Source organism: Kitasatospora sp. NBC_01300 (genome assembly GCF_041435235.1).
Classification (GTDB): domain Bacteria; phylum Actinomycetota; class Actinomycetes; order Streptomycetales; family Streptomycetaceae; genus Kitasatospora.
Genome location: NZ_CP108408.1, coordinates 1,915,398 through 1,932,976 on the forward strand (window position 1 = coordinate 1,915,398; position 17,579 = coordinate 1,932,976).

The 17,579-nt window shown below is 71.2% G+C and carries 22 protein-coding genes and 2 pseudogenes; 4 read left to right on the forward strand and 20 right to left on the reverse strand.

Going from position 1 to position 17,579, the window contains the following annotated elements:
- Positions 1-53: 53 nt before the first annotated feature.
- From OG556_RS08485 to hisI, 13 genes are all read right to left on the reverse strand, one after another.
- Positions 54-917 (reverse strand): DsbA family protein, encoded by an 864-nt coding sequence (locus tag OG556_RS08485; RefSeq protein ID WP_371516589.1) that lies wholly within the window; start codon positions 915-917, stop codon positions 54-56.
- Positions 918-984: 67 nt separating this feature from the next.
- Positions 985-1,512, reverse strand: coding sequence for a MauE/DoxX family redox-associated membrane protein (locus OG556_RS08490; RefSeq protein ID WP_371516590.1), 528 nt, complete (start codon positions 1,510-1,512; stop codon positions 985-987).
- A gap of 176 nt (positions 1,513-1,688) precedes the next feature.
- The gene (locus OG556_RS08495) at positions 1,689-1,937 is read right to left on the reverse strand and encodes a hypothetical protein (protein WP_371516591.1); all 249 of its coding nucleotides are present in this window, start codon (positions 1,935-1,937) and stop codon (positions 1,689-1,691) included.
- 214 nt (positions 1,938-2,151) lie between these two features.
- On the reverse strand, positions 2,152-2,961 hold the full coding sequence (trpA, locus tag OG556_RS08500) for a tryptophan synthase subunit alpha (protein WP_371516592.1): 810 nt from the start codon (positions 2,959-2,961) through the stop codon (positions 2,152-2,154).
- Positions 2,962-2,963: 2 nt separating this feature from the next.
- Positions 2,964-4,235: a tryptophan synthase subunit beta gene (gene trpB / locus OG556_RS08505; RefSeq protein WP_371516593.1), complete on the reverse strand. Its 1,272-nt coding sequence runs from the start codon at positions 4,233-4,235 to the stop codon at positions 2,964-2,966.
- Positions 4,236-4,282: 47 nt separating this feature from the next.
- Positions 4,283-4,432: a tryptophan biosynthesis modulator TrpM gene (gene trpM / locus OG556_RS08510; RefSeq protein WP_167745855.1), complete on the reverse strand. Its 150-nt coding sequence runs from the start codon at positions 4,430-4,432 to the stop codon at positions 4,283-4,285.
- A gap of 9 nt (positions 4,433-4,441) precedes the next feature.
- Complete coding sequence (gene trpC, locus OG556_RS08515; protein ID WP_371516594.1) at positions 4,442-5,248, reverse strand: indole-3-glycerol phosphate synthase TrpC; 807 nt, start codon at positions 5,246-5,248, stop codon at positions 4,442-4,444.
- A gap of 347 nt (positions 5,249-5,595) precedes the next feature.
- Positions 5,596-6,039 carry a DUF2752 domain-containing protein gene (locus OG556_RS08520; RefSeq protein WP_371516595.1) on the reverse strand — a complete coding sequence of 148 codons (444 nt, stop codon included), beginning with the start codon at positions 6,037-6,039 and terminating at the stop codon, positions 5,596-5,598.
- A 129-nt stretch (positions 6,040-6,168) separates the two neighbouring features.
- Positions 6,169-6,423, reverse strand: coding sequence for an HGxxPAAW family protein (locus tag OG556_RS08525; protein WP_350885707.1), 255 nt, complete (start codon positions 6,421-6,423; stop codon positions 6,169-6,171).
- 212 nt (positions 6,424-6,635) lie between these two features.
- The gene (locus tag OG556_RS08530) at positions 6,636-7,238 is read right to left on the reverse strand and encodes a TIGR02234 family membrane protein (RefSeq protein WP_371516596.1); all 603 of its coding nucleotides are present in this window, start codon (positions 7,236-7,238) and stop codon (positions 6,636-6,638) included.
- Positions 7,235-7,735 carry a Uma2 family endonuclease gene (locus tag OG556_RS08535; RefSeq protein ID WP_371516597.1) on the reverse strand — a complete coding sequence of 167 codons (501 nt, stop codon included), beginning with the start codon at positions 7,733-7,735 and terminating at the stop codon, positions 7,235-7,237. The genes OG556_RS08530 and OG556_RS08535 overlap by 4 nt, the downstream gene beginning before the upstream one ends.
- A gap of 64 nt (positions 7,736-7,799) precedes the next feature.
- On the reverse strand, positions 7,800-9,323 hold the full coding sequence (locus tag OG556_RS08540) for an anthranilate synthase component I (RefSeq protein ID WP_363582808.1): 1,524 nt from the start codon (positions 9,321-9,323) through the stop codon (positions 7,800-7,802).
- A gap of 48 nt (positions 9,324-9,371) precedes the next feature.
- Positions 9,372-9,743, reverse strand: coding sequence for a phosphoribosyl-AMP cyclohydrolase (gene hisI / locus OG556_RS08545; protein ID WP_063347172.1), 372 nt, complete (start codon positions 9,741-9,743; stop codon positions 9,372-9,374).
- Between the two features lie 215 nt (positions 9,744-9,958).
- On the opposite strand from hisI, the gene OG556_RS08550 reads away from it, so the two are divergent.
- Positions 9,959-10,534: a hypothetical protein gene (locus tag OG556_RS08550; protein WP_371516598.1), complete on the forward strand. Its 576-nt coding sequence runs from the start codon at positions 9,959-9,961 to the stop codon at positions 10,532-10,534.
- A gap of 30 nt (positions 10,535-10,564) precedes the next feature.
- Positions 10,565-11,203: a TIGR03085 family metal-binding protein gene (locus OG556_RS08555; protein WP_371516599.1), complete on the forward strand. Its 639-nt coding sequence runs from the start codon at positions 10,565-10,567 to the stop codon at positions 11,201-11,203.
- Between the two features lie 285 nt (positions 11,204-11,488).
- On the opposite strand, the gene OG556_RS08560 is transcribed toward OG556_RS08555, so the two are convergent.
- The 4 genes from OG556_RS08560 to OG556_RS08575 all read right to left on the reverse strand — a co-directional run bounded on the left by OG556_RS08560 (position 11,489) and on the right by OG556_RS08575 (position 14,479).
- On the reverse strand, positions 11,489-12,064 hold the full coding sequence (locus OG556_RS08560) for a hypothetical protein (protein WP_371516600.1): 576 nt from the start codon (positions 12,062-12,064) through the stop codon (positions 11,489-11,491).
- 151 nt (positions 12,065-12,215) lie between these two features.
- Positions 12,216-13,493: a hypothetical protein gene (locus OG556_RS08565; protein WP_371516601.1), complete on the reverse strand. Its 1,278-nt coding sequence runs from the start codon at positions 13,491-13,493 to the stop codon at positions 12,216-12,218.
- Positions 13,493-14,221 carry an ATP-binding cassette domain-containing protein gene (locus OG556_RS08570; protein WP_371516602.1) on the reverse strand — a complete coding sequence of 243 codons (729 nt, stop codon included), beginning with the start codon at positions 14,219-14,221 and terminating at the stop codon, positions 13,493-13,495. The genes OG556_RS08565 and OG556_RS08570 overlap by 1 nt, the downstream gene beginning before the upstream one ends.
- Positions 14,222-14,320: 99 nt before the next feature.
- Positions 14,321-14,479, reverse strand: a complete 159-nt coding sequence (locus OG556_RS08575) for a hypothetical protein (RefSeq protein ID WP_371516603.1) — start codon at positions 14,477-14,479, stop codon at positions 14,321-14,323.
- A 647-nt stretch (positions 14,480-15,126) separates the two neighbouring features.
- On the opposite strand from OG556_RS08575, the pseudogene OG556_RS08580 reads away from it, so the two are divergent.
- Positions 15,127-15,538 (forward strand): annotated as a pseudogene (locus OG556_RS08580) (transposase); the annotation flags it as partial.
- A 380-nt stretch (positions 15,539-15,918) separates the two neighbouring features.
- Here the strand turns inward: OG556_RS08580 and OG556_RS08585 are convergent.
- Complete coding sequence (locus OG556_RS08585; protein ID WP_371516604.1) at positions 15,919-16,224, reverse strand: NUDIX domain-containing protein; 306 nt, start codon at positions 16,222-16,224, stop codon at positions 15,919-15,921.
- Between OG556_RS08585 and OG556_RS08590 the strand changes: the two genes are divergently transcribed.
- Entirely contained in the window at positions 16,182-16,349 is a 168-nt protein-coding gene (locus tag OG556_RS08590; RefSeq protein WP_371522627.1) for an NUDIX domain-containing protein, read from the forward strand. The two genes, OG556_RS08585 and OG556_RS08590, sit on opposite strands and share 43 nt — an antisense overlap.
- A 489-nt stretch (positions 16,350-16,838) precedes the next feature.
- Here OG556_RS08590 and OG556_RS08595 read toward each other — a convergent pair whose 3' ends face one another.
- Together OG556_RS08595 and OG556_RS08600 are read right to left on the reverse strand one after the other, a co-directional pair.
- A complete protein-coding gene (locus OG556_RS08595) occupies positions 16,839-17,144 on the reverse strand; it encodes a hypothetical protein (protein WP_371523014.1) in 306 nt (101 codons plus the stop codon).
- A 27-nt stretch (positions 17,145-17,171) separates the two neighbouring features.
- A pseudogene (locus tag OG556_RS08600) lies at positions 17,172-17,258 on the reverse strand (transposase); the annotation flags it as partial.
- Between the last annotated feature and the right edge of the window lie 321 nt (positions 17,259-17,579).

The window sequence follows — 17,579 nt, forward strand, 5'->3', positions numbered from 1 at the left end:
GCCCCCTCCGGACGGGGAGGAGGCGGCGGCGGTCACCCGGCGGTGTGCGGGGCTCAGCCCGCGGTCGGCGACGGGTTGTTGGCCTCCGAGGCGGTGCTGGTGGGCGCGGGGGTCTGCCCGTTGGAGCCCGCGGTGCCCAGTTGCTTGCCCTGGTTGGCGGCGTCGACCCACTTCACCAGGTTCGCCGGGGTGATCTCCTCGGCGCCGTTCTTGGGGTAGATCGGCTGGCCGTTGAGCAGCACGGTCGGGGTGGACTTGTAGCTCGATTTGTCGAAGTCCTGCTGCACGGACGACACCCATCCGCCGTACTTGTTGTCGTTGACGCAGGCCTGGAAGGCGGGCGTGTCGAGGCCGTCGACCTGCTTGGCGAGGTTGATCAGGACGGCCTTGTCGCCGAAGGCGTCGCTGGTCTCGTCCGGCTGGTTGCGGTACAGCACGTCGTGGAAGTCCCGGAAGTGCCCGGCGTCCTGGGCGCAGGCCAGCGCGTTGGCGCCGGCCTTGGAGCCCTTGCCCGGGACGGCCCGGTCGATGAACGACACGATGTGGTAGTTGGTGTAGATCTTGCCGGCGTCTTCCAGCTGGTCGACGGTCGAGGAGAACTCGCGCTCGAAGATCCCGCAGGCCGGGCAGCGCGGGTCCTCGTAGACGGTGAGGACGGCCGGGGCGTTGGCCGAGCCGGCCGGGATGACCAGGTTCTTGTCGCCGATCGTCCCGGCGGGGGCGGCGACCGGGGTCTCCGGCTTGGAGCGCTGGTTCTGCACCACGACGCCGGTGACCACGGCGGCGGCGATCACCACGAGCACCGCGCCGCCCACCAACAGCTTCTTCCTGCGCCTGGACGTGGCCTCGTCGGCCGCCCGCTGTTCCAGCATCCGCTCGCGGGCGGTGCGCTTGCCTTCTCGGTTCTTCTCGCTCATTGCCTTGACATCCACAATCGGGGAGGGCCTTCGTGGGGTGGGGTGGGGGTGCCGCGGGGCCGGTCGGTCAGCTCGCCAGCCGGCCGTCCGCCGAGAACCTGGTGCGGGGCCGCCACAGCAGCCACCCGGCCAGCAGGAGGAACCCGGTGTCGCGCAGGATCTCCTGGAGGTACTCGGTCTGCGAGGCGTCGACGTGCCCGCCGCCGCCGAAGCAGCCGCAGTCGATCGAGATGCCGCGCGCCCAGGCGGCGGCGATCCCGGCGATGAAGGTGAGCAGCAGCAGCGCGGAGACGCCGGCGACGATCCGGACGCCGAGGCCGATCACCAGCAGCAGGGCGAGCGCCAGCTCCAGGAAGGGCAGGGCGTAGCCGACCGGCTTGACCAGGCCCTCGGGCAGGATCTCGTAGGCGCGGACGGCCTGGGCGGCCTCCGCCGGGTCGGCGATCTTGGCCAGGCCGGCCCAGCCCCAGACCACCGCGAGGCCGAGCCGGACGACGGTGCCCAGCCACGGACTCCAGGCCGGCACCGGCCGCCGGGCGGGCGGCGCGGGCGGCGCGGGCGCCGGGTCACCGGGCTGCGCTGCCGGGCCGGCCATCAGGGAACCCCCCTCGGGAAACTCGTTCACTTCCTGATGAACCGTAAGGGATGAAGGACGGTTCCTCCATATTCAGGAATTAAGCCGGATGGGTGACGTCTGGTGATGGTGTGTCCGAATCCGGCGAACGTCCGTTCAGGGGCGGCCGGCCGTGGTCGATCAGGTCGGCGCGGCCCTCAGGAGCGGCAGCCGGGCGGGCGGCCGGGGTCGAACAGGTCGGCGCGGCCGTCGTGGTGCGGGTGGGCGGCCCGCTCGGCGGCGTCCCAGCGGGCCGCCTCGGCGCAGGCGTACGCGTCCCGCACGGCCCGCTCGGCACCGCGCTTGGCCAGCGCCTGCCCCACCTCGGTGTGCGCTCCGACGGCGGCGCCGAGCGCCAGCGCGGCGGCGGCCGCCCGCAGCAGAACGGCCCGATGGAGACCCGGCACCGGCTCACTCCTTCGTTCGCTCGGCAACCCCCGTGCACCTCGTTCGTGCACTCGTCCCTCCACTCAACGCCGGTCAACCCCGGCTGATGCGTGTGCCCGTCGCTGTTCACCCGTTCGGGGCCGCGCGAGCGCCGCCGCCCGGCGAGCCGGGCGCACGCGAGCGCGACGGCCCGCCGCCTCCGAGGAGGCGGCGGGCCGTCAGGTGGTACGGGGGTCAGCGCCGGCGGACGCCCGCCGCCAGCTCGCCGGCCAGGGCGCGCACCGCGTCCAGCGCGGCCGCCTCGTCGTCGCCGGCCTCCAGGATCCGCTTCACGAACGCGGAGCCCACGATCACGCCGTCGGCGAAGCCCGCCACCTCGGCTGCCTGCTCGGGGGTGGAGACGCCGAGGCCGACGCAGACCGGCAGGTCGGTGGTGGCCCGGGTGCGGGCGACCAGGTCCTCGGCGAGCGAGCCGACCTGGGCGCGGGTCCCGGTCACGCCCATCACGGCGGCCGCGTAGACGAAGCCGCTGCCGGCCGCGGTGACCTCGGCCAGGCGCGGGTCCTTGCTGCTGGGGGCGACCACGAACACGGTGTCGAGCCCGTGCTCGTCCGCCGCCTTGCGCCACTCCTCGGACTCCTCGACCGGCAGGTCCGGCAGGATGCAGCCGGCGCCGCCCGCGGCGGCGAGGTCGGCGGCGAAGCGCGCGGTGCCGTAGCGGTCGACCGGGTTCCAGTACGTCATCACCAGCACCGCCGCCTCGGGGTGCGCGGTGGCGACCTCCTGGACGGTGCGCAGCACGTCCTTGATCCGCACGCCGCCGCGCAGCGCGATGTCGTCGGCGGTCTGGATGACGGCGCCGTCCAGGACCGGGTCGGAGTGCGGCAGGCCGACCTCGACGATGTCGCAGCCGCCCTCGATCAGCGCGTTGATCGCCCGGATGCCGCCGTCGACGGTCGGGAAGCCGCCCGGCAGGTAGCCGATCAGTGCGGCGCGGTCCGCGGCCTTGGCGGCCGCCAGGATGCCACTGAGCTTCGATGCCATGGTCACTTACCCCCGTGGGCCGCGTCGTGGGCCGAACCGGCGGCCGGCTCGTCGTACAGGCCGAAGTACTCGGCCGCGGTGTGCATGTCCTTGTCGCCGCGCCCGGAGAGCGAGACCAGGATGGTGGCCTCGGGCCCGAGCTCGCGGCCCAGCTCCAGGGCGCCGGCCAGCGCGTGGGCGCTCTCGATGGCCGGGATGATGCCCTCGGTGCGGGACAGCAGCCGCAGCGCCTGCATGGCGGCGTCGTCGGTGACGGGGCGGTACTCGGCCCGTCCGGTGTCCTTCAGCCAGGCGTGCTCCGGGCCGACGCCCGGGTAGTCGAGGCCGGCGGAGATGGAGTGCGACTCGATGGTCTGGCCGTCCTCGTCCTGGAGGACGTAGGTGCGCGAGCCGTGCAGCACGCCGGGGTCGCCCTTGGTGAGGGTGGCGGCGTGCTTGGGGGTGTCGGCGCCCTCGCCGGCGGCCTCGCAGCCGATCAGGCGCACGCCGGCGTCGGGGATGAACTCGTGGAAGATACCCATCGCGTTGGAGCCGCCCCCGACGCAGGCGACGACGGCGTCGGGCAGCCGCCCGGTGCGGTCGAGCACCTGCTGGCGGGCCTCGACGCCGATGACCCGGTGGAAGTCGCGGACCATCATCGGGAAGGGGTGCGGGCCGGCCACGGTGCCGAACAGGTAGTGGGTGGAGTCCACGTTGGCGACCCAGTCGCGGAACGCCTCGTTGATGGCGTCCTTGAGGGTGCGGCTGCCGGAGGTGACGGACACCACCTCGGCGCCGAGCATCCGCATCCGGGCGACGTTCAGCGCCTGGCGCTGGGTGTCGACCTCGCCCATGTAGATGGTGCAGTCGAAGCCGAACAGGGCGCAGGCGGTGGCGGTGGCCACGCCGTGCTGGCCGGCGCCGGTCTCGGCGATGATCCGGGTCTTGCCCATCCGCCGGGTGAGCAGGGCCTGGCCCAGCACGTTGTTGATCTTGTGCGAGCCGGTGTGGTTGAGGTCCTCGCGCTTGAGCAGGACGCGCGCGCCGCCCGCCTCGGCCGAGAAGCGGTGCACGTCGGTCAGCGGGCTCGGGCGGCCGGTGTAGTCCTTGAGCAGGCCGTCGAGTTCGGCGGCGAAGGCCGGGTCGGCCTTGGCCTTCTCGTACTCCTCGGCGACCTGCTCGACGGCGGCGACCAGCGCCTCGGGGATGAAGCGGCCGCCGTAGGCACCGAAGTAGCCTCGGGCATCCGGCACCTGGGCGCCGGGCAGGTAGTCCTTCGCGGACTTGTCGGACATGGTGGAGTCCTTCGGGAGATGACGACAGGGACGTCTCGTGGCTGGGCTCAGCCGGATGTCCGTCGCCATCGGCGGCCCGGCACCTGCCCGGGCTCGCAGCCGATCACGTAGCGCACCCGCCGCCCCAGCACCCGGCGTGCGGGCGCGCGGCAGCCGCGCGGGCGGCAACCGGGGGCGAGGCGGGTGGCGATCTTCATGTCGGCGGGTCAGTCCTTGTGCCGGACGGCGGGGTGGGCGCCGGCCGCGACCAGGTCGGCGACCGCGGCGCGCGGGTCCTTGCCGGTCACCAGGGACTCGCCGACCAGGACGGCGTCGGCGCCCAGGTTGGCGTAGGAGATCACGTCCAGCGGGCCGCGCACGCCGGACTCGGCGATCTTGACGACGTTGTCCGGGATGGCGTGGACGACGTTGCCGAAGGTGTTGCGGTCCACCTCAAGGGTCTTGAGGTTGCGGGCGTTGACGCCGATGATCCGCGCCCCGGCGTCCACCGCGCGCTTGATCTCCTCCTCGTCGTGCACCTCGACCAGCGGGGTGAGCCCGATCGACTCGGCCCGCTCGATCAGCGACACCAGGGCCGACTGGTCGAGGGCGGCGACGATCAGCAGCGCGAGGTCGGCGCCGTGCGCGCGGGCCTCCCACAGCTGGTAGGCGGTGACGATGAAGTCCTTGCGCAGCAGCGGGGTGTCCACCGCCGCGCGGACGGCGTCCAGGTCGGCCAGCGAGCCGCCGAAGCGGCGCTGCTCGGTGAGCACGCTGATCGCGGCGGCGCCGCCGGCCGCGTAGTCGCTCGCCAGGGCCGCCGGGTCGGCGATCGCGGCCAGCGCGCCCTTGGACGGGCTGGAGCGCTTCACCTCGCAGATCACCCGGACCCCGTCGCCCTTGAGCGCGACGACGCCGTCCTTGGCCTCGGGGGCCTTGGCGGCGAGTTCCTTCAGCTGGTCCAGGGAGACCCGGGCCTGTCGTTCGGCGAGGTCCTCACGGACCCCCTCGATGATCGTGTCGAGCACACTCATGCGCACACCTCGCTTCGCTCAGCAGGCGCTGCGCGCAACACGCACCTGTCAATGGTTCGCTCGCTCACGCGAAGTGCCCCCAACATTTCTGTTCGTTCGCCGGCGACGAGCCGTCCGGGCGGTGGCCCGGCGGCACTTCGATGGTATCGGCACCCGGGGGCGCGGGGCGCATCCGCCCGGTGTGCGTCTCGCGTGCCGGACGCCCCCCTGGGCGGCTCCCAACTGCGGTTTCACCGGTTCTCCGGCGGTGCCCGGACGCGGGTTGCGGACCAAGTGGACCGATGTACGGGCCCCGGTGTGGACCGGTGCGTGAGCCTGCGCGGGTCGCTACCCGTCGGCGTGGGCGATCAAACCAGCAGGGGCGCCAGCCCCGCCCCGACGGGCAGGTTGCGCACCACCGTGAACACCAGCAGCAGCAGGAGGATCAGCACCCAGCGCCGGGCCCCGAGCGGGGGCCTGGGCCGCGGCCCGGCGCCGGTCAGCGCGGCCCAGGCCCAGCGCAGCCACAGCAGCGCCAGGACGCCGAACAGCAGGACGGCCGCGGCGTTGTCGTGCAGCGCGCCGGTGAAGTCCCCGTGGGCCAGCCCGTGGACGCAGCGCAGCCCCCCGCAGCCGGGGCACCACCAGCCGGTGGCGGCCAGGAAGGGGCAGTCGGGGTAGTGCCCGGGGGTGTTCGGGTCCACCGCGGCGACGTAGACGGTGGGGACGGCCACCGCCGCCAGCGCGGCCAGCGGCGGGCCGAGCCGGCGCAGGACGGGCGGCAGGGCGGAGGTGGTGGAGGCGGAGGTCACGCCCCGATTCTGCCCGGGCCGGGCCCGGACAGAACGAAACGGCGGGCGTGGCGCGCCCGCCGTTCGGTACTGCTACGAGTGGGTACTGCTGCGATTCGTATCCACTGCTCTGCTGCGAGGAGTTCGTCGTCAGGCGGCGACGGCGGCCCGGGCCGCGCGCTGCTCCTCGTGCGAGGTGTACACGTTGGCGCTCGGCTGCTTGCCCATGCCCGCCATCGACATGGCCTTGCCGACCACACCGCCGGCCAGGATGACCGCAATGCCGGCCCAGACCAGCATCACCGACGGGAGGATCATCGCGACCCCCGCGATCCCGAAACCGATGAACGTGATGGTCACGCCGGTCCAGGCGGCGGTGGTGTGACCGTGTGCTGCTGCTGCCATCTGAGTGGTGCTCCTAGCCTCTCGGGGCCCGGCCGGGCCTGCGGGGCCGCCGGCGGGTTGACGGGTTCCATTGTGCCGGGCCACACACCGGCGGCCCAAAGCGGGTGGCGGGTCTATCGCGTCACACCGGCGCCGGGGCCCGCCGAGGCCTGCTGCGGCCCGCTGAGGCCCGGCGGCTCAGGACCGGTGCCCAGGGTGCCCAGGCCCCGCGCTCAGACCGTGGTCGGGTCCTCGCCCCGGTCCAGCGCCTTCCACAGGTCGGCCGGGGTGTCGCTCTTCGCCGGGGCCTTGCGGGTGGGCGCCTCGTAGCGGCTGCCCATGGCCGGCCAGCTCCGGCCGTAGCGGAGGGTGAGCAGCCCGGCGACGGCCAGCAGCAGCCCGCCGGCCAGCGCCACCCAGGGCCAGCCGGTGTGGCCGACCTCGGTGGCCGCCGAGCCGGACAGCGCCAGCTTGCGGGCCGCCTCGGCGTCCAGCGCGGCGGTGTCCCCGGCGCCCGCGGCCGAGGCGGCGGCCGCGCCGAGGCCCGCCAGCAGGGTCAGCGCGCCGACCGCGAGCCGGCCCGCGCCGCGCACCGCGAACACCGCGACGGCCGCCGCGAGCCCCACCAGGGCCAGCCCGCCCGGGAGTTCGGAGATCGCGCCGCCGGAGACGGACACCGCCAGGGTGCCGGCCCGGCCCTCGGCCCAGACCCGGCCGACGGCGGTCAGCACCAGCACGGCGCTCAGCACGGTCAGCAGGAGCATCACGCCGAGCGTCCGGCGGCCCGACGCGGGGGCCGGCGGGGCGGGTACGGGGGTCTGGTCAGGTGCGCTCACCCGTCCACTATCCCCCGCCCGGCGTCCGGCCCCGCACCCGGGGTGGGCGGCCCGGCCGGGAACTCGTCCGTCCGCAGCACCAGCGTCCGCCCGGCGAGCGGCAGGAACAGGTCGTTGCCGAACGGCACCCGCTCCGCCTCCCGGTACCCGCCGTCGGCGGACGGGGCGGTGTGCACGGTGCAGGCCGCCGCCGCCGGGTCGACCACCACGTACAGCGGGATCCCGCTGCGCGCGTACGCCAGCGCCGCCTCGGCGAGGTGCGGCCGGGCCACCTCCAGGACGGCCTCGACGTCGCCCCCGGCGTACCGGCCCCGGCCGTCGGGCTCCGCCCCCGGGGCGGTCACCGTCAGGTCGGGGACCAGGTCGGGGGCCCCGGCCGGGGCGTCGGTCACGGCGCCGGCCAGCACCCGGCCGTGCCCGCCCAGCTGGTCCTCGATCTGGGCGGCCGCGTCGAGCACGACCACCCGCCGCAGTTCGTCGGGCGACACCTCGGACATCCCGGCCGCCTCCCTCGACGACTCACGGCTGACAGCTCACGACTGCCGACTCACGACCGGCGACTCACGACAGTTCCGGCGTCCGCAGCGTATTGGCGGTGGCGACGGCCCGCAGCACGGCCGCCGCCTTGTTGCGGCACTCGGTGTCCTCCCCGTGCGGGTCCGAGTCCGCGACCACGCCCGCGCCGGCCTGCACGAAGGCGGTGCCGTCGCGCAGCACGGCGGTGCGGATCGCGATCGCGGTGTCGGAGTCCCCGGCGAAGTCCAGATAGCCGACGCAGCCGCCGTACAGGCCGCGGCGGGTGGGCTCCAGCTCCTCGATGATCCGCATCGCGCGGGGCTTGGGCGCGCCGGACAGGGTGCCGGCCGGGAAGCAGGCGGTCAGCACGTCGAAGGCGGTCCGCCCGGGCGCCACCCGGCCGGTGACGGTGGAGACGATGTGCATCACGTGGCTGTAGCGCTCGATGTGCATGAAGTCGACCACCTCCACGCTGCCCGGCTCGCAGACCCGGCCCAGGTCGTTGCGGCCCAGGTCGACCAGCATCAGGTGCTCGGCCCGCTCCTTGGGGTCGGCGAGCAGTTCGGCGGCCAGCGCCGCGTCCTCGTGCGGGGTGGCGCCGCGGTGCCTCGTCCCGGCGATCGGGTGCACCATCGCCTCGCCGCCGGTCACCTTGACCAGCGCCTCCGGGCTGGAGCCGACCACGTCGAAGCCGCCCTCGGCGGTGCCGTCCGGCCCCGGGAAGCGGAACAGGTACATGTACGGGCTGGGGTTGGTGGTGCGCAGCACGCGGTAGACGTCCAGCGCCGAGGCCGGGCAGGGCGCCTCGAAACGCTGCGAGGGGACGACCTGGAAGGCCTCGCCGGCCCGGATCCGCTCCTTGACCACCTCCACCGCCGCCCGGTACGGCGCGCCGCCGAACGGGGAGCGGGCCTCGCCCGGCCCGGCCGGGGTGAAGGTGGCCAGGCCCGGGTCGACCGGCTTGAGCAGGTCGGCCTCCATGGCGTCCAGCCGGGCCACCGCGTCCGCGTAGGCCTCGTCCACGCCGCTGGCGAGGTCGTTGTGGTTGACGGCGTTGGCGATCAGCAGCACCGTGCCGTCGACGTGGTCGAGCACGGCGAGGTCGGTGGCGAGCAGCATGGTCAGCTCGGGCAGCCGCAGGTCGTCCGGGTTGAGGTCGGGCAGCTTCTCCAGCCGGCGGACGACGTCGTAGCCCAGGTAGCCGACCAGGCCGCCGGTGAGCGGCGGCAGGCCGTCGTCGTCGCGGCGCGGGGTGTGCAGCGCCTCCAGCGCGGCGCGCAGCACCTGCAGGGGGTCGCCGCCGGTCGGGATGCCGACCGGCGGGGTGCCCAGCCAGCGGGCCTCGCCGTCCTCCCCGACGGTGAGGACGGCGGCGCTGCGGACGCCGACGAAGGAGTAGCGCGACCAGCTGCGGCCCTGCTCGGCGGACTCCAGCAGGAAGGTGCCGGGCCGTTCCTCGGCGAGGCTGCGGTACAGGCCGATCGGGGTGAGACCGTCCGCGAGGAGCCTGCGGGTGACCGGGATGACCCGGGTGTCGACGGCGAGCTTGCGGAAGGCTTCGAGATCCATGGCGAGCGGCACCTTCTGGAGTTCCGGTAGGAGGAGCAGGAGGAGGGGTCAGGCGAGCGGGAGCACGTCGGCGTCGAAGCAGGTGCGGTCACCGGTGTGGCAGGCGGCACCGGTCTGGTCGACCTTCACCAGCAGGGTGTCGCCGTCGCAGTCCAGCGCCACCGACTTGACCGCCTGGGCGTGGCCGGAGGTGTCGCCCTTCACCCAGTACTCGCGGCGGCTGCGGCTCCAGTAGGTGCAGCGGCCGGTGGTGAGCGTGCGGTGCAGCGCCTCGTCGTCCATCCAGCCCAGCATCAGCACCTCGCCGGTGTCGTACTGCTGCGCGATCGCCGGGAGCAGGCCGTCCTCGGTGCGCTTGAGGCGCGCGGCGATCTCGGGGGCCAGGGCGGTGGTGCCGGGGGTGGCGGGTGTGGTGGACATGGGGCCATTGTTGCAGTCCGGCCCGCCGCCCCGGTGCGGCCTGTGCCCCTGTGCGGTGTGCCCCTGCTCGGTGCGCTCACAACCGCCGGGCCGGATCCGCGCCGCGGGGAGTCTGGCCCGGGAGCCTGCCCCGCCCCACCCCGAACATCGCCGTAAAGGGGCGATTTCGGCCAACCGCCTGCCGGGCGGGCCCCGCGTGGGCCATCCTCATGGCCATGACCTCCGAGCAGCAGCCGCCCGCAGCCGCCGACTCCCGCCCGTCCCGGGGCCTGGTCCTCGCCGTCGTGGCCGTCCTGGCCGTGCTGCTCGCGGTGGTGGCCACCGTCCTGCTCTGGCCGGAGGAGCGCAAGCCCGCCGCCGCGCCGCCCCCGCCCACCCCCACGGCCACCCCGACCCCGACGCCCACCCCCACACCGACGCCCACCCCGACCAAGACCCCGCCGTACGCCTTCTTCCCGGTCGGCGCCTGCTTCGACCACCCCCAGCTCAGCCCGGTGATCACCAAGGCCGAGGAGCGCCCCTGCACCGGCGAGCACGACGGCCAGGTGATCGCCGACCTGAAACTGGCCGACGGCCTGACCGGCGAGATCCCGATCGCGCTCGCCATGCGCGAGGGCTGCAAGGAGGCCGAGGCCGCCGCCAAGGCCCGCCAGACCGACGGGAAGACGTACTACGGCCGCCAGTTCGGCCCCGCCCAGGCCAACTACCAGCAGGGCTGGCGGGACTACACCTGCACCCTGACGGCCTCCAACAAGCAGGGCGGCCCCAAGCTCACCGGCAACCTGCACTGACCGCGGTCCGTCACACCCTAAGGTGACGCCATGTCGAACCACGCCCTCGCCGAGCGCCACCGTCTCGCCGAACTCCTGGCCGCCGCCGGGCCGGACGCCCCCACCCTCTGCGCCGGGTGGACCACCCGCGACCTCGCCGCCCACCTGGTGATCCGGGAGCGCCGCGCCGACGCGGCGGCCGGCATCCGGGTCGGCGCCCTCGCCGACTGGACCCACCGGGTGCAGTCGGCGTACGCCGAGCGCCCGTACGAGGAGCTGCTGAAGCTCTTCCGCTCCGGCCCGCCGGTGTTCTCCCTGTTCGCCCTGCCCGGCGCCGACGAGGCCGCGAACACCGTCGAGTACTACGTGCACGCCGAGGACGTCCTGCGGGCCGCCGACGACTGGACACCCTCCCCGGTGCCCGCCGGCCGCGCCGAAGCCCTGTGGCGCCGCCTGCCGCTCCTGGCCCGCCTGGAAGCCGGCCGCCGCTCCCCCGTCCGCCTGACCCTGCGCCGCCCCGACGGCCAGTCCCTCACCGTCGGCCCCACCGGCTCCCCCACCGTCCAACTCACCGGCGAACCCGGCGACCTGGTCCTCTTCACCTACGGCCGCGGCACCCACACCACCCTCACCGCAGACGGCTCCCCCGACGCCCTCGAAGCCCTCCGCCACGTCCTCCCCCTGCCTTAAAGAGGGAAAAATGATGTGTCGCCCCTCCTTCACCAGGAGGGGCGACACATCATGAACAAAGAACAACAAGGGGACAGGAATTCGAGTGTCGCCCCGCGGTGCACCGAGGGACGGCACCAGATCCGGTCAACAGCGGCGCCCGCGCCACGTCGGGCTGACCGACCAGTCGTCCACCAGCCGGTCCAGCGACGCTCAGCGCCTCCCGCCGGAGGCTACCGCCATCCCGAACCACTCACCGGTCGGCCGACCCCGGCGGTATGAGCGGTCACGCGGACGGCGAGCGGATCAACCCGACTCCTCGATCCTCACTCTCGCCACATCGTCGGCCGGCTCATCCACATGAGGTCGAGGGCCAACCGGGGGCTTCTCACCGCGGAGCCTCATTCTCCGCAGTGCGTGGAGGTGCCAAGGCGTCAGATAGAAGGCGCCGATCCCGACAGCCATACTGACGACGGCAATGGCCGCACACCCCACGCTGGACGGCGGCTGCCCGGTCCAGTCCCACCACTGGACCCGCCCCTGCTCGTCCTGACCGAAGTAGGTAATGGGGAAGATCGTTGCTACTGGCAGGATCCACGACAACCAGCGCCCGAAGAAACGCCCGGAGAGCAGCGCCAGGCCGAACCAGACAAGCAGGGCTCGCGTGAGCACGATGGCGAGTGTTCCGTCGGATACCGCAAGTTCAGTGCTGCCGACGAGGACGACCGTGGCAAGGATGACCGTGAGAAGATGCAGTGTCTCGTACCTGCGCAGCGCGCGGCTGGCCGCGAGTTCGAGCTGGTTCATCCTGCTATGCAGGCTGCCGGCGGCGATCGCAGCAAAGGCGACGGGTAGTTCTCGGCGCATGGGAATGCCGCTCATTTCTCCGCCGTGTTGGACCGGGAACGCCAAGACCTGAGAGCCGAACGCAGCGTCACAGCCCGTGAGTACGATCAGGCCCACTACGAGGCCGACGGCATGATGACCTCTCGCGTATCGCCTCAGGGTTTCGAGTCGTGTGGTTGAGTGGTCATCACCCGCAGTAGGCATAGTGAACCGCCTCGACTCGCTGCTGTGCCCACTGGGCCTGGGTACCCTCGGGTTCTGTGAGTACGTGGGCGATCGCGTCCAGGTCCACGCCGGGCGGACCACCGTGCATGCCGGCCGGTTGCCCCCCTCCGAAGATCCGCATCGCGAGCCACATGTTCAGTTCCCCGCTGGAGTGGATGAACTCCGGAGTCATCCGAGAGCTGGGGGGGAACCCGCAGCCGGGGGAAGTGGGTCGGGAGGCCGACATGATTCCACCGGCCATCGTTTCGGACGAATCCCACATGGAGCCCTCAAGGATGTAGAAGTCCTCGTACATGTGCGCGGCGTCGCCGCGCAGGCCGCGCTCGTAGAAAGCTGTGGGGACGGTGAACATCCCGCTTGGCAGCTGCCGCATGTGTTCTGCCATCGTCTGCGCCTTGGGGAGATACACCTTGTCCTCCGGCCAGAGGCACAGCGTGGGGGCGCCATCTGTGCAGACGGGCCGGTTCGGGGCAGCACGGGGTACTTGCACGGGGCTTGTCGCGACCAGTCCTACCAGTGCCGCACACAGCAGGGCGCAGATCGAAACGGCCATGACGCGGGAAGCGGCACCGGCCCAGATACGGCTGGTCGACAGCAGGGAGTGCCTCCGCACGAGGCCGGCGGCGGCAACCAGAAGGACGGCGACCAGGCAGCGGGCGAGTAGCGCGGGCACGGCAACTTTCTGAAAGGGCGCGCCGTTGATCACGTAGAGGCCGAGGGCACTTGGCGGACCGGCCCAGGCGATGAGGACCATGGTGCCGAGGCCGGCGATCAGTGGTCCTGTGAACTGCGACTTCACCCAGAGCCCGACAAGATGTCCCACGCTCGCGAAGCTGATCAGCAGCGCCGAGCCGAGCAACAGGTAACTGGGCCAGAGGAAGCCCGCTCCGGCCTTCGGGTAACTTGCGACAACCGCGACCACGGCGCCGACGCCATAGGCGACGAGGCCGTAGGTAAGCGTGGCCGAGAGCTGGGTCAGGTCGACCTGCCATCGCGGCCGGGCGCTGATCGCCAGTTGCGCATCGAGATGGTGGCGAACGGTGCGCCCGGCTGCCCAGGCGGCGGCGGCTGCGAGAAGGGGGGCGAAGTAGAAGGCGGGGATCTGCACCTGGACGCTGGTCTGTACCCACTGGCCAATCCACCAGCGGCTCCGCCCGAAGAGGGTACCGAGGTCGGCGGCGATGAGGAGGGGGAACCACCAGCGCAGCGGCGAGCGCCGCAGTTCCATCCAGTAGAGCATCACCGGATGCCTGCCGTTCGCCCGGCGAGCGCAGTCATGTAGCCACGTTCCAAGGCGGTGTCTCCGGGCATGTCCGGCCTTGCCAGGTCGCCGAGTTGGACCGGCGTTCCACGGAAGGCGAACGTACCCTCCGTCATCACCGCGACTTCGTCGCACACCGCGTTGACGTCTTCGACGAGGTGGGTGCTGAGAACGACGGCGGTGTCGGCGAGGGATCGGATCAGTTCGCGGAACTCGAGTCGCTGCGCTGGATCGAGCCCGACGGTCGGCTCGTCGAGCAGCACCAGTCGGGGGGACCCCACGAGAGCGGCGGCGATCCCCGCGCGACGCAGCATGCCGCCCGAGAGAGCCTTCATCTTTGCTTTTATCCGGTCGCCAAGACCAACCCGGTCGATCGCCTCAAGGGTGGCCGCGTGCGTACGCGTTGACGGGACTTCGCGCAGCCAGGCACAGTAGCGCACGAAGTCGTACACCGAGAAGCTCGGAAAGTACCCGAAGTCCTGTGGCAGAAAACCGATCTGGCGCCGTACCAGTCGCGCGGACCTCTCTGATACGACTGCCCGGCCGTGAATCTCGATGCTACCGGAACGCGGGGGCGATACCGTTGCGAGTGTTCGCAGCAGAGTTGTCTTCCCTGCGCCATTAGGTCCGAGCAGGCCGAAGACTCCCCCGGTAATCTTGAGGTCCAGGCTTGAGATGATTGTTTTCTTGCCGTAGCCCTGGGACAACCCTGTGATGCGAACTGCCGGTTCCACTGGACGCCTTTCATGCGGTAGCCGTGCGCCGCACCAGAGGTGTGCGGCGCACGGCTACGCTGTGCATATTGATCAGCTGTAGAGGACGTACGAGTAGTTGATGGAGAAGGTGCAGTCGACCTGACCCCAGCCGTCGACGTACGATCCCTTGCCGAACCAGACCCAACCGGAGTACTGGTCTGAAGAGTAGTAGCAGTTGCCGTAGTTCCGGTAGTTGCCGTCCTGGGACACACTCGGGTTGGTGCAGTGAGCGTTCGAGCCGGTGCTGCCCCAGGTGGAGTAGCAGCCGTTCGTCGTCCCGCTGGTACCAGCGGCGAGTGCCGGCGGCGTGACACCAGCGAGCGCGGCGGACGCGAACGCGCCGACTATCGATACCTTCGCGATGGTTGAGCGCAAGCCACTTGAGATCATCAGCAGGTACTCCCTGTCTGTTGTTGCGGGGCTTGCAAGCCCGGCCTCGTCCGGCCGGGCCCCCCGAGGGTTGACACTATCGCATGACGAAGCGTCAGCAAAGATCTTCTGAGTTGATTTACTCTCGACCATGACGGATTCGCTCAAAACGGATAACCTAAACGTAGTTGTTACAAAATCTCAACTTCTTCCATAAATTTTCGAATTCGACTGACACCCGCTGGCTGATTAAGCAAGCAGGGGCACCAACCACGATGGGCATGGCTCTCGTTGAGGCGATTGGAGATGCGGTGATTTGCCTGCCGATTTCCCGATTCGCCTCCTACGAGAGTGCGCCCGTCGGGTTGGCGGGACGGGTGTGGGTGCGGAGGTGGAACAGGTGGAAGAACCGCTACTGGAGTGGTTGCGGGGCCGCGAGAGGGCCGTCCAGGTCTAGCCTCGTTTTCACGAGCGGGGCTGTCCGATGCGTGATCGTTCGCAAGGAACGGCCCCACCCTGGAGCCCAGTTGCGCTTCACCGACGCCGACGGCATGCGCCTGACCTGCCTTGCCACCACGGGCGGCCCAATCGCGCGACTGGAGCTGCGGCACCGCCGGCGCGCCCGCGACACCGGCCTGCGCAACCCGCCCCTGCACGACATCGCCCAGAACCGGATATGGCTGGATATCATTCAGATCGCGCTCGACCTGCTCACCTAACGCCCTGACCGGGCCCGCACGCCGCCGGGAGCCCAAACGCATACGGCTGCGGCTGTTCTCCGCCGCCGCCCAACTCGTCACAACCGGGCGGTGCCGCTACCTCCGACTGGCCCGCCACTGGCCCTGGACCAGCGTGCTCACCAGCCTGTTCGCCCGCCTGCACGCCCTGCCGAACCCTGGCAGACCAGCAACATCACCTCATCCCGACAAGCAGCCGACCGCTTTCCGGAACCGTGAAACCCGGCGCCCACCCGACACGAAAGTCGGGCCCTCGATATCTCTTCAGGAAGAAAACCCAGCCCAGGCAAACAGAACGGCCCGCCAGCCGAGCCGGCGAGCCGCCATGCAAGATCGAGGTTAAAAATAGAAATTTAGACGCAAAAAAGAAAAAGCGCAAAGAGCGACGCGGGGGGCCGCAACAAAAGAAACGCCTACGTGACTCGCGGCAGGAATTTAATTCCATGACATCTCCGCCGATCCAGCACATTCCGGAACCATGGCGGCAAGCCCAACCAGAAACTGGTTCTGCCACGAGTCGGGGAAGATGTTCCAGCCACTTGATCAGGGCTTCTCTGGTAACGGAGACGGATTCCTCCGGTACGGCGCCAACGCCAACCCACCCGGCGTCCGAGTGCTTGGCCGGCTTTCCGTTCGTGATTTCACCGGACCACCGGTGAAATCACGAGAACGACGGTCAGGAAGCCGTTGGAAGCCTCGACGCCACGACACCACGGATGCGTTGGCGAGTTGCAAATCCTCGGAAGCAACAACGCGCCCGGCCTCCTCACTGAGTTCGCGAACTGCTGTCTCGGTGATCGGTTCTCCTGGTTCGCTCTTGCCGACCGGAAGATCCCACGTGCCTTGCACGGACTTGGCCTTGGGCCCTCGCCGGAGAAGAGCAATACGTTGAGGCCAGGGAGACCATCCTGGACGCCCTCCACCGGGAGACCTCCGAGGAGACCGGACTGACCATCGGCCAGGTCACCGACTAAATCGGCCACTTCGACTGCCGGAACAGCTGCGGCGGCACCACCCGCCAGTTCGAATTCGCCGTCACCGTGGAGAAGACCGAACCGGTCGTCCTCACCGAACACGACGCCCACCAGTAGGCCCTCCCCAGCGAGTTGCCCGAGGTCAGCGATACGGTTCGCGAGCTGATCGCACGCTGAGGTGTGGGAGTGATGCGGCCCGCGGATTCCCCGAGGGCCCCGCCACACTGCGGTCGGGACGACCCACTGCGGCTCATGGGGGTGACTGCCGACGAACTGCCAGGTTCCTGCCCGGCAGCGGGCCGGCGATCCGGCGGTGGTGGACGTCTTCGCACGGGCTCAGGCCCGGATGTGGGCCGAGATCGCCGGAGACGATCCGGACCCGTGGGCTGCCGGGCTGAACCGGGCGGCTCAGCGGTGGGACCGGTTCCGGGGGCGTGGCTGAGGTCTCCGGCCGGGCGCCCCGGCTGCGGATGATGCTCCTATGGGTCATCAAGCGGCATTGAGCCATTCTCGGTAGGCGTTAGCGAGGTCGTCGTCTCGGCGGATTCCGCGTTCGAGGGTGGAGATGGTGGCTGGCCAGACCCCGAAGTGGTTGGCGACGGCGGTAAGGGTGATGTTCTCGGCCTGGCGGGCGGGTCGCAGGTCGGCGATCTCGGGGACTGCGACGGTGGTGGTGAGGCAGCGGAAGATCTCGCGGGCGATGGCGCGTTTGAGGAGGCGGATGATCTCCTTCTTGGTGCGGCCCGCCTCGGTCAGGCGGGCGACGTAGTCGCGGGTGCGCCGGTCGCTGGACATCCGGCACAGGGCTATCCGGTAGAGCGCGGCGTTGGCTGCCCGGTCCCCGCCTCGGGAGAGGCGGTGGCGGTTGGTCCGTCCGCTGGAGGCCGGGACGGGTGCGACGCCGCACAGGGCGGCGAAGGACGCCTCGCTTGCGGAGCCGGTCGGGGTTGCCGCCGGCGGTGACCAGTAGTTGAGCGGCGGTGTCGGGGCCGACCCCGTAGGTCGCGCGCAGGCCGGGGTTGAGGCCGGTGACCAGGTCGTCGAGCGCCGCCGTGAGGGCGTCGTGTTCGTCGGTCAGGGCATTGACGCGCCGGGCGAGGGTCTTGAGCGCGGTCAGGACCGCGACATGGACCGCGTCGCCGACAGGACGCAGGCGAGCCAGGGCGTCGGTTCGCCTGTCGCCTTGCAGAGCAGCGTACTTGGCGCGGATGTCGTCGGGCGCGCTGATGA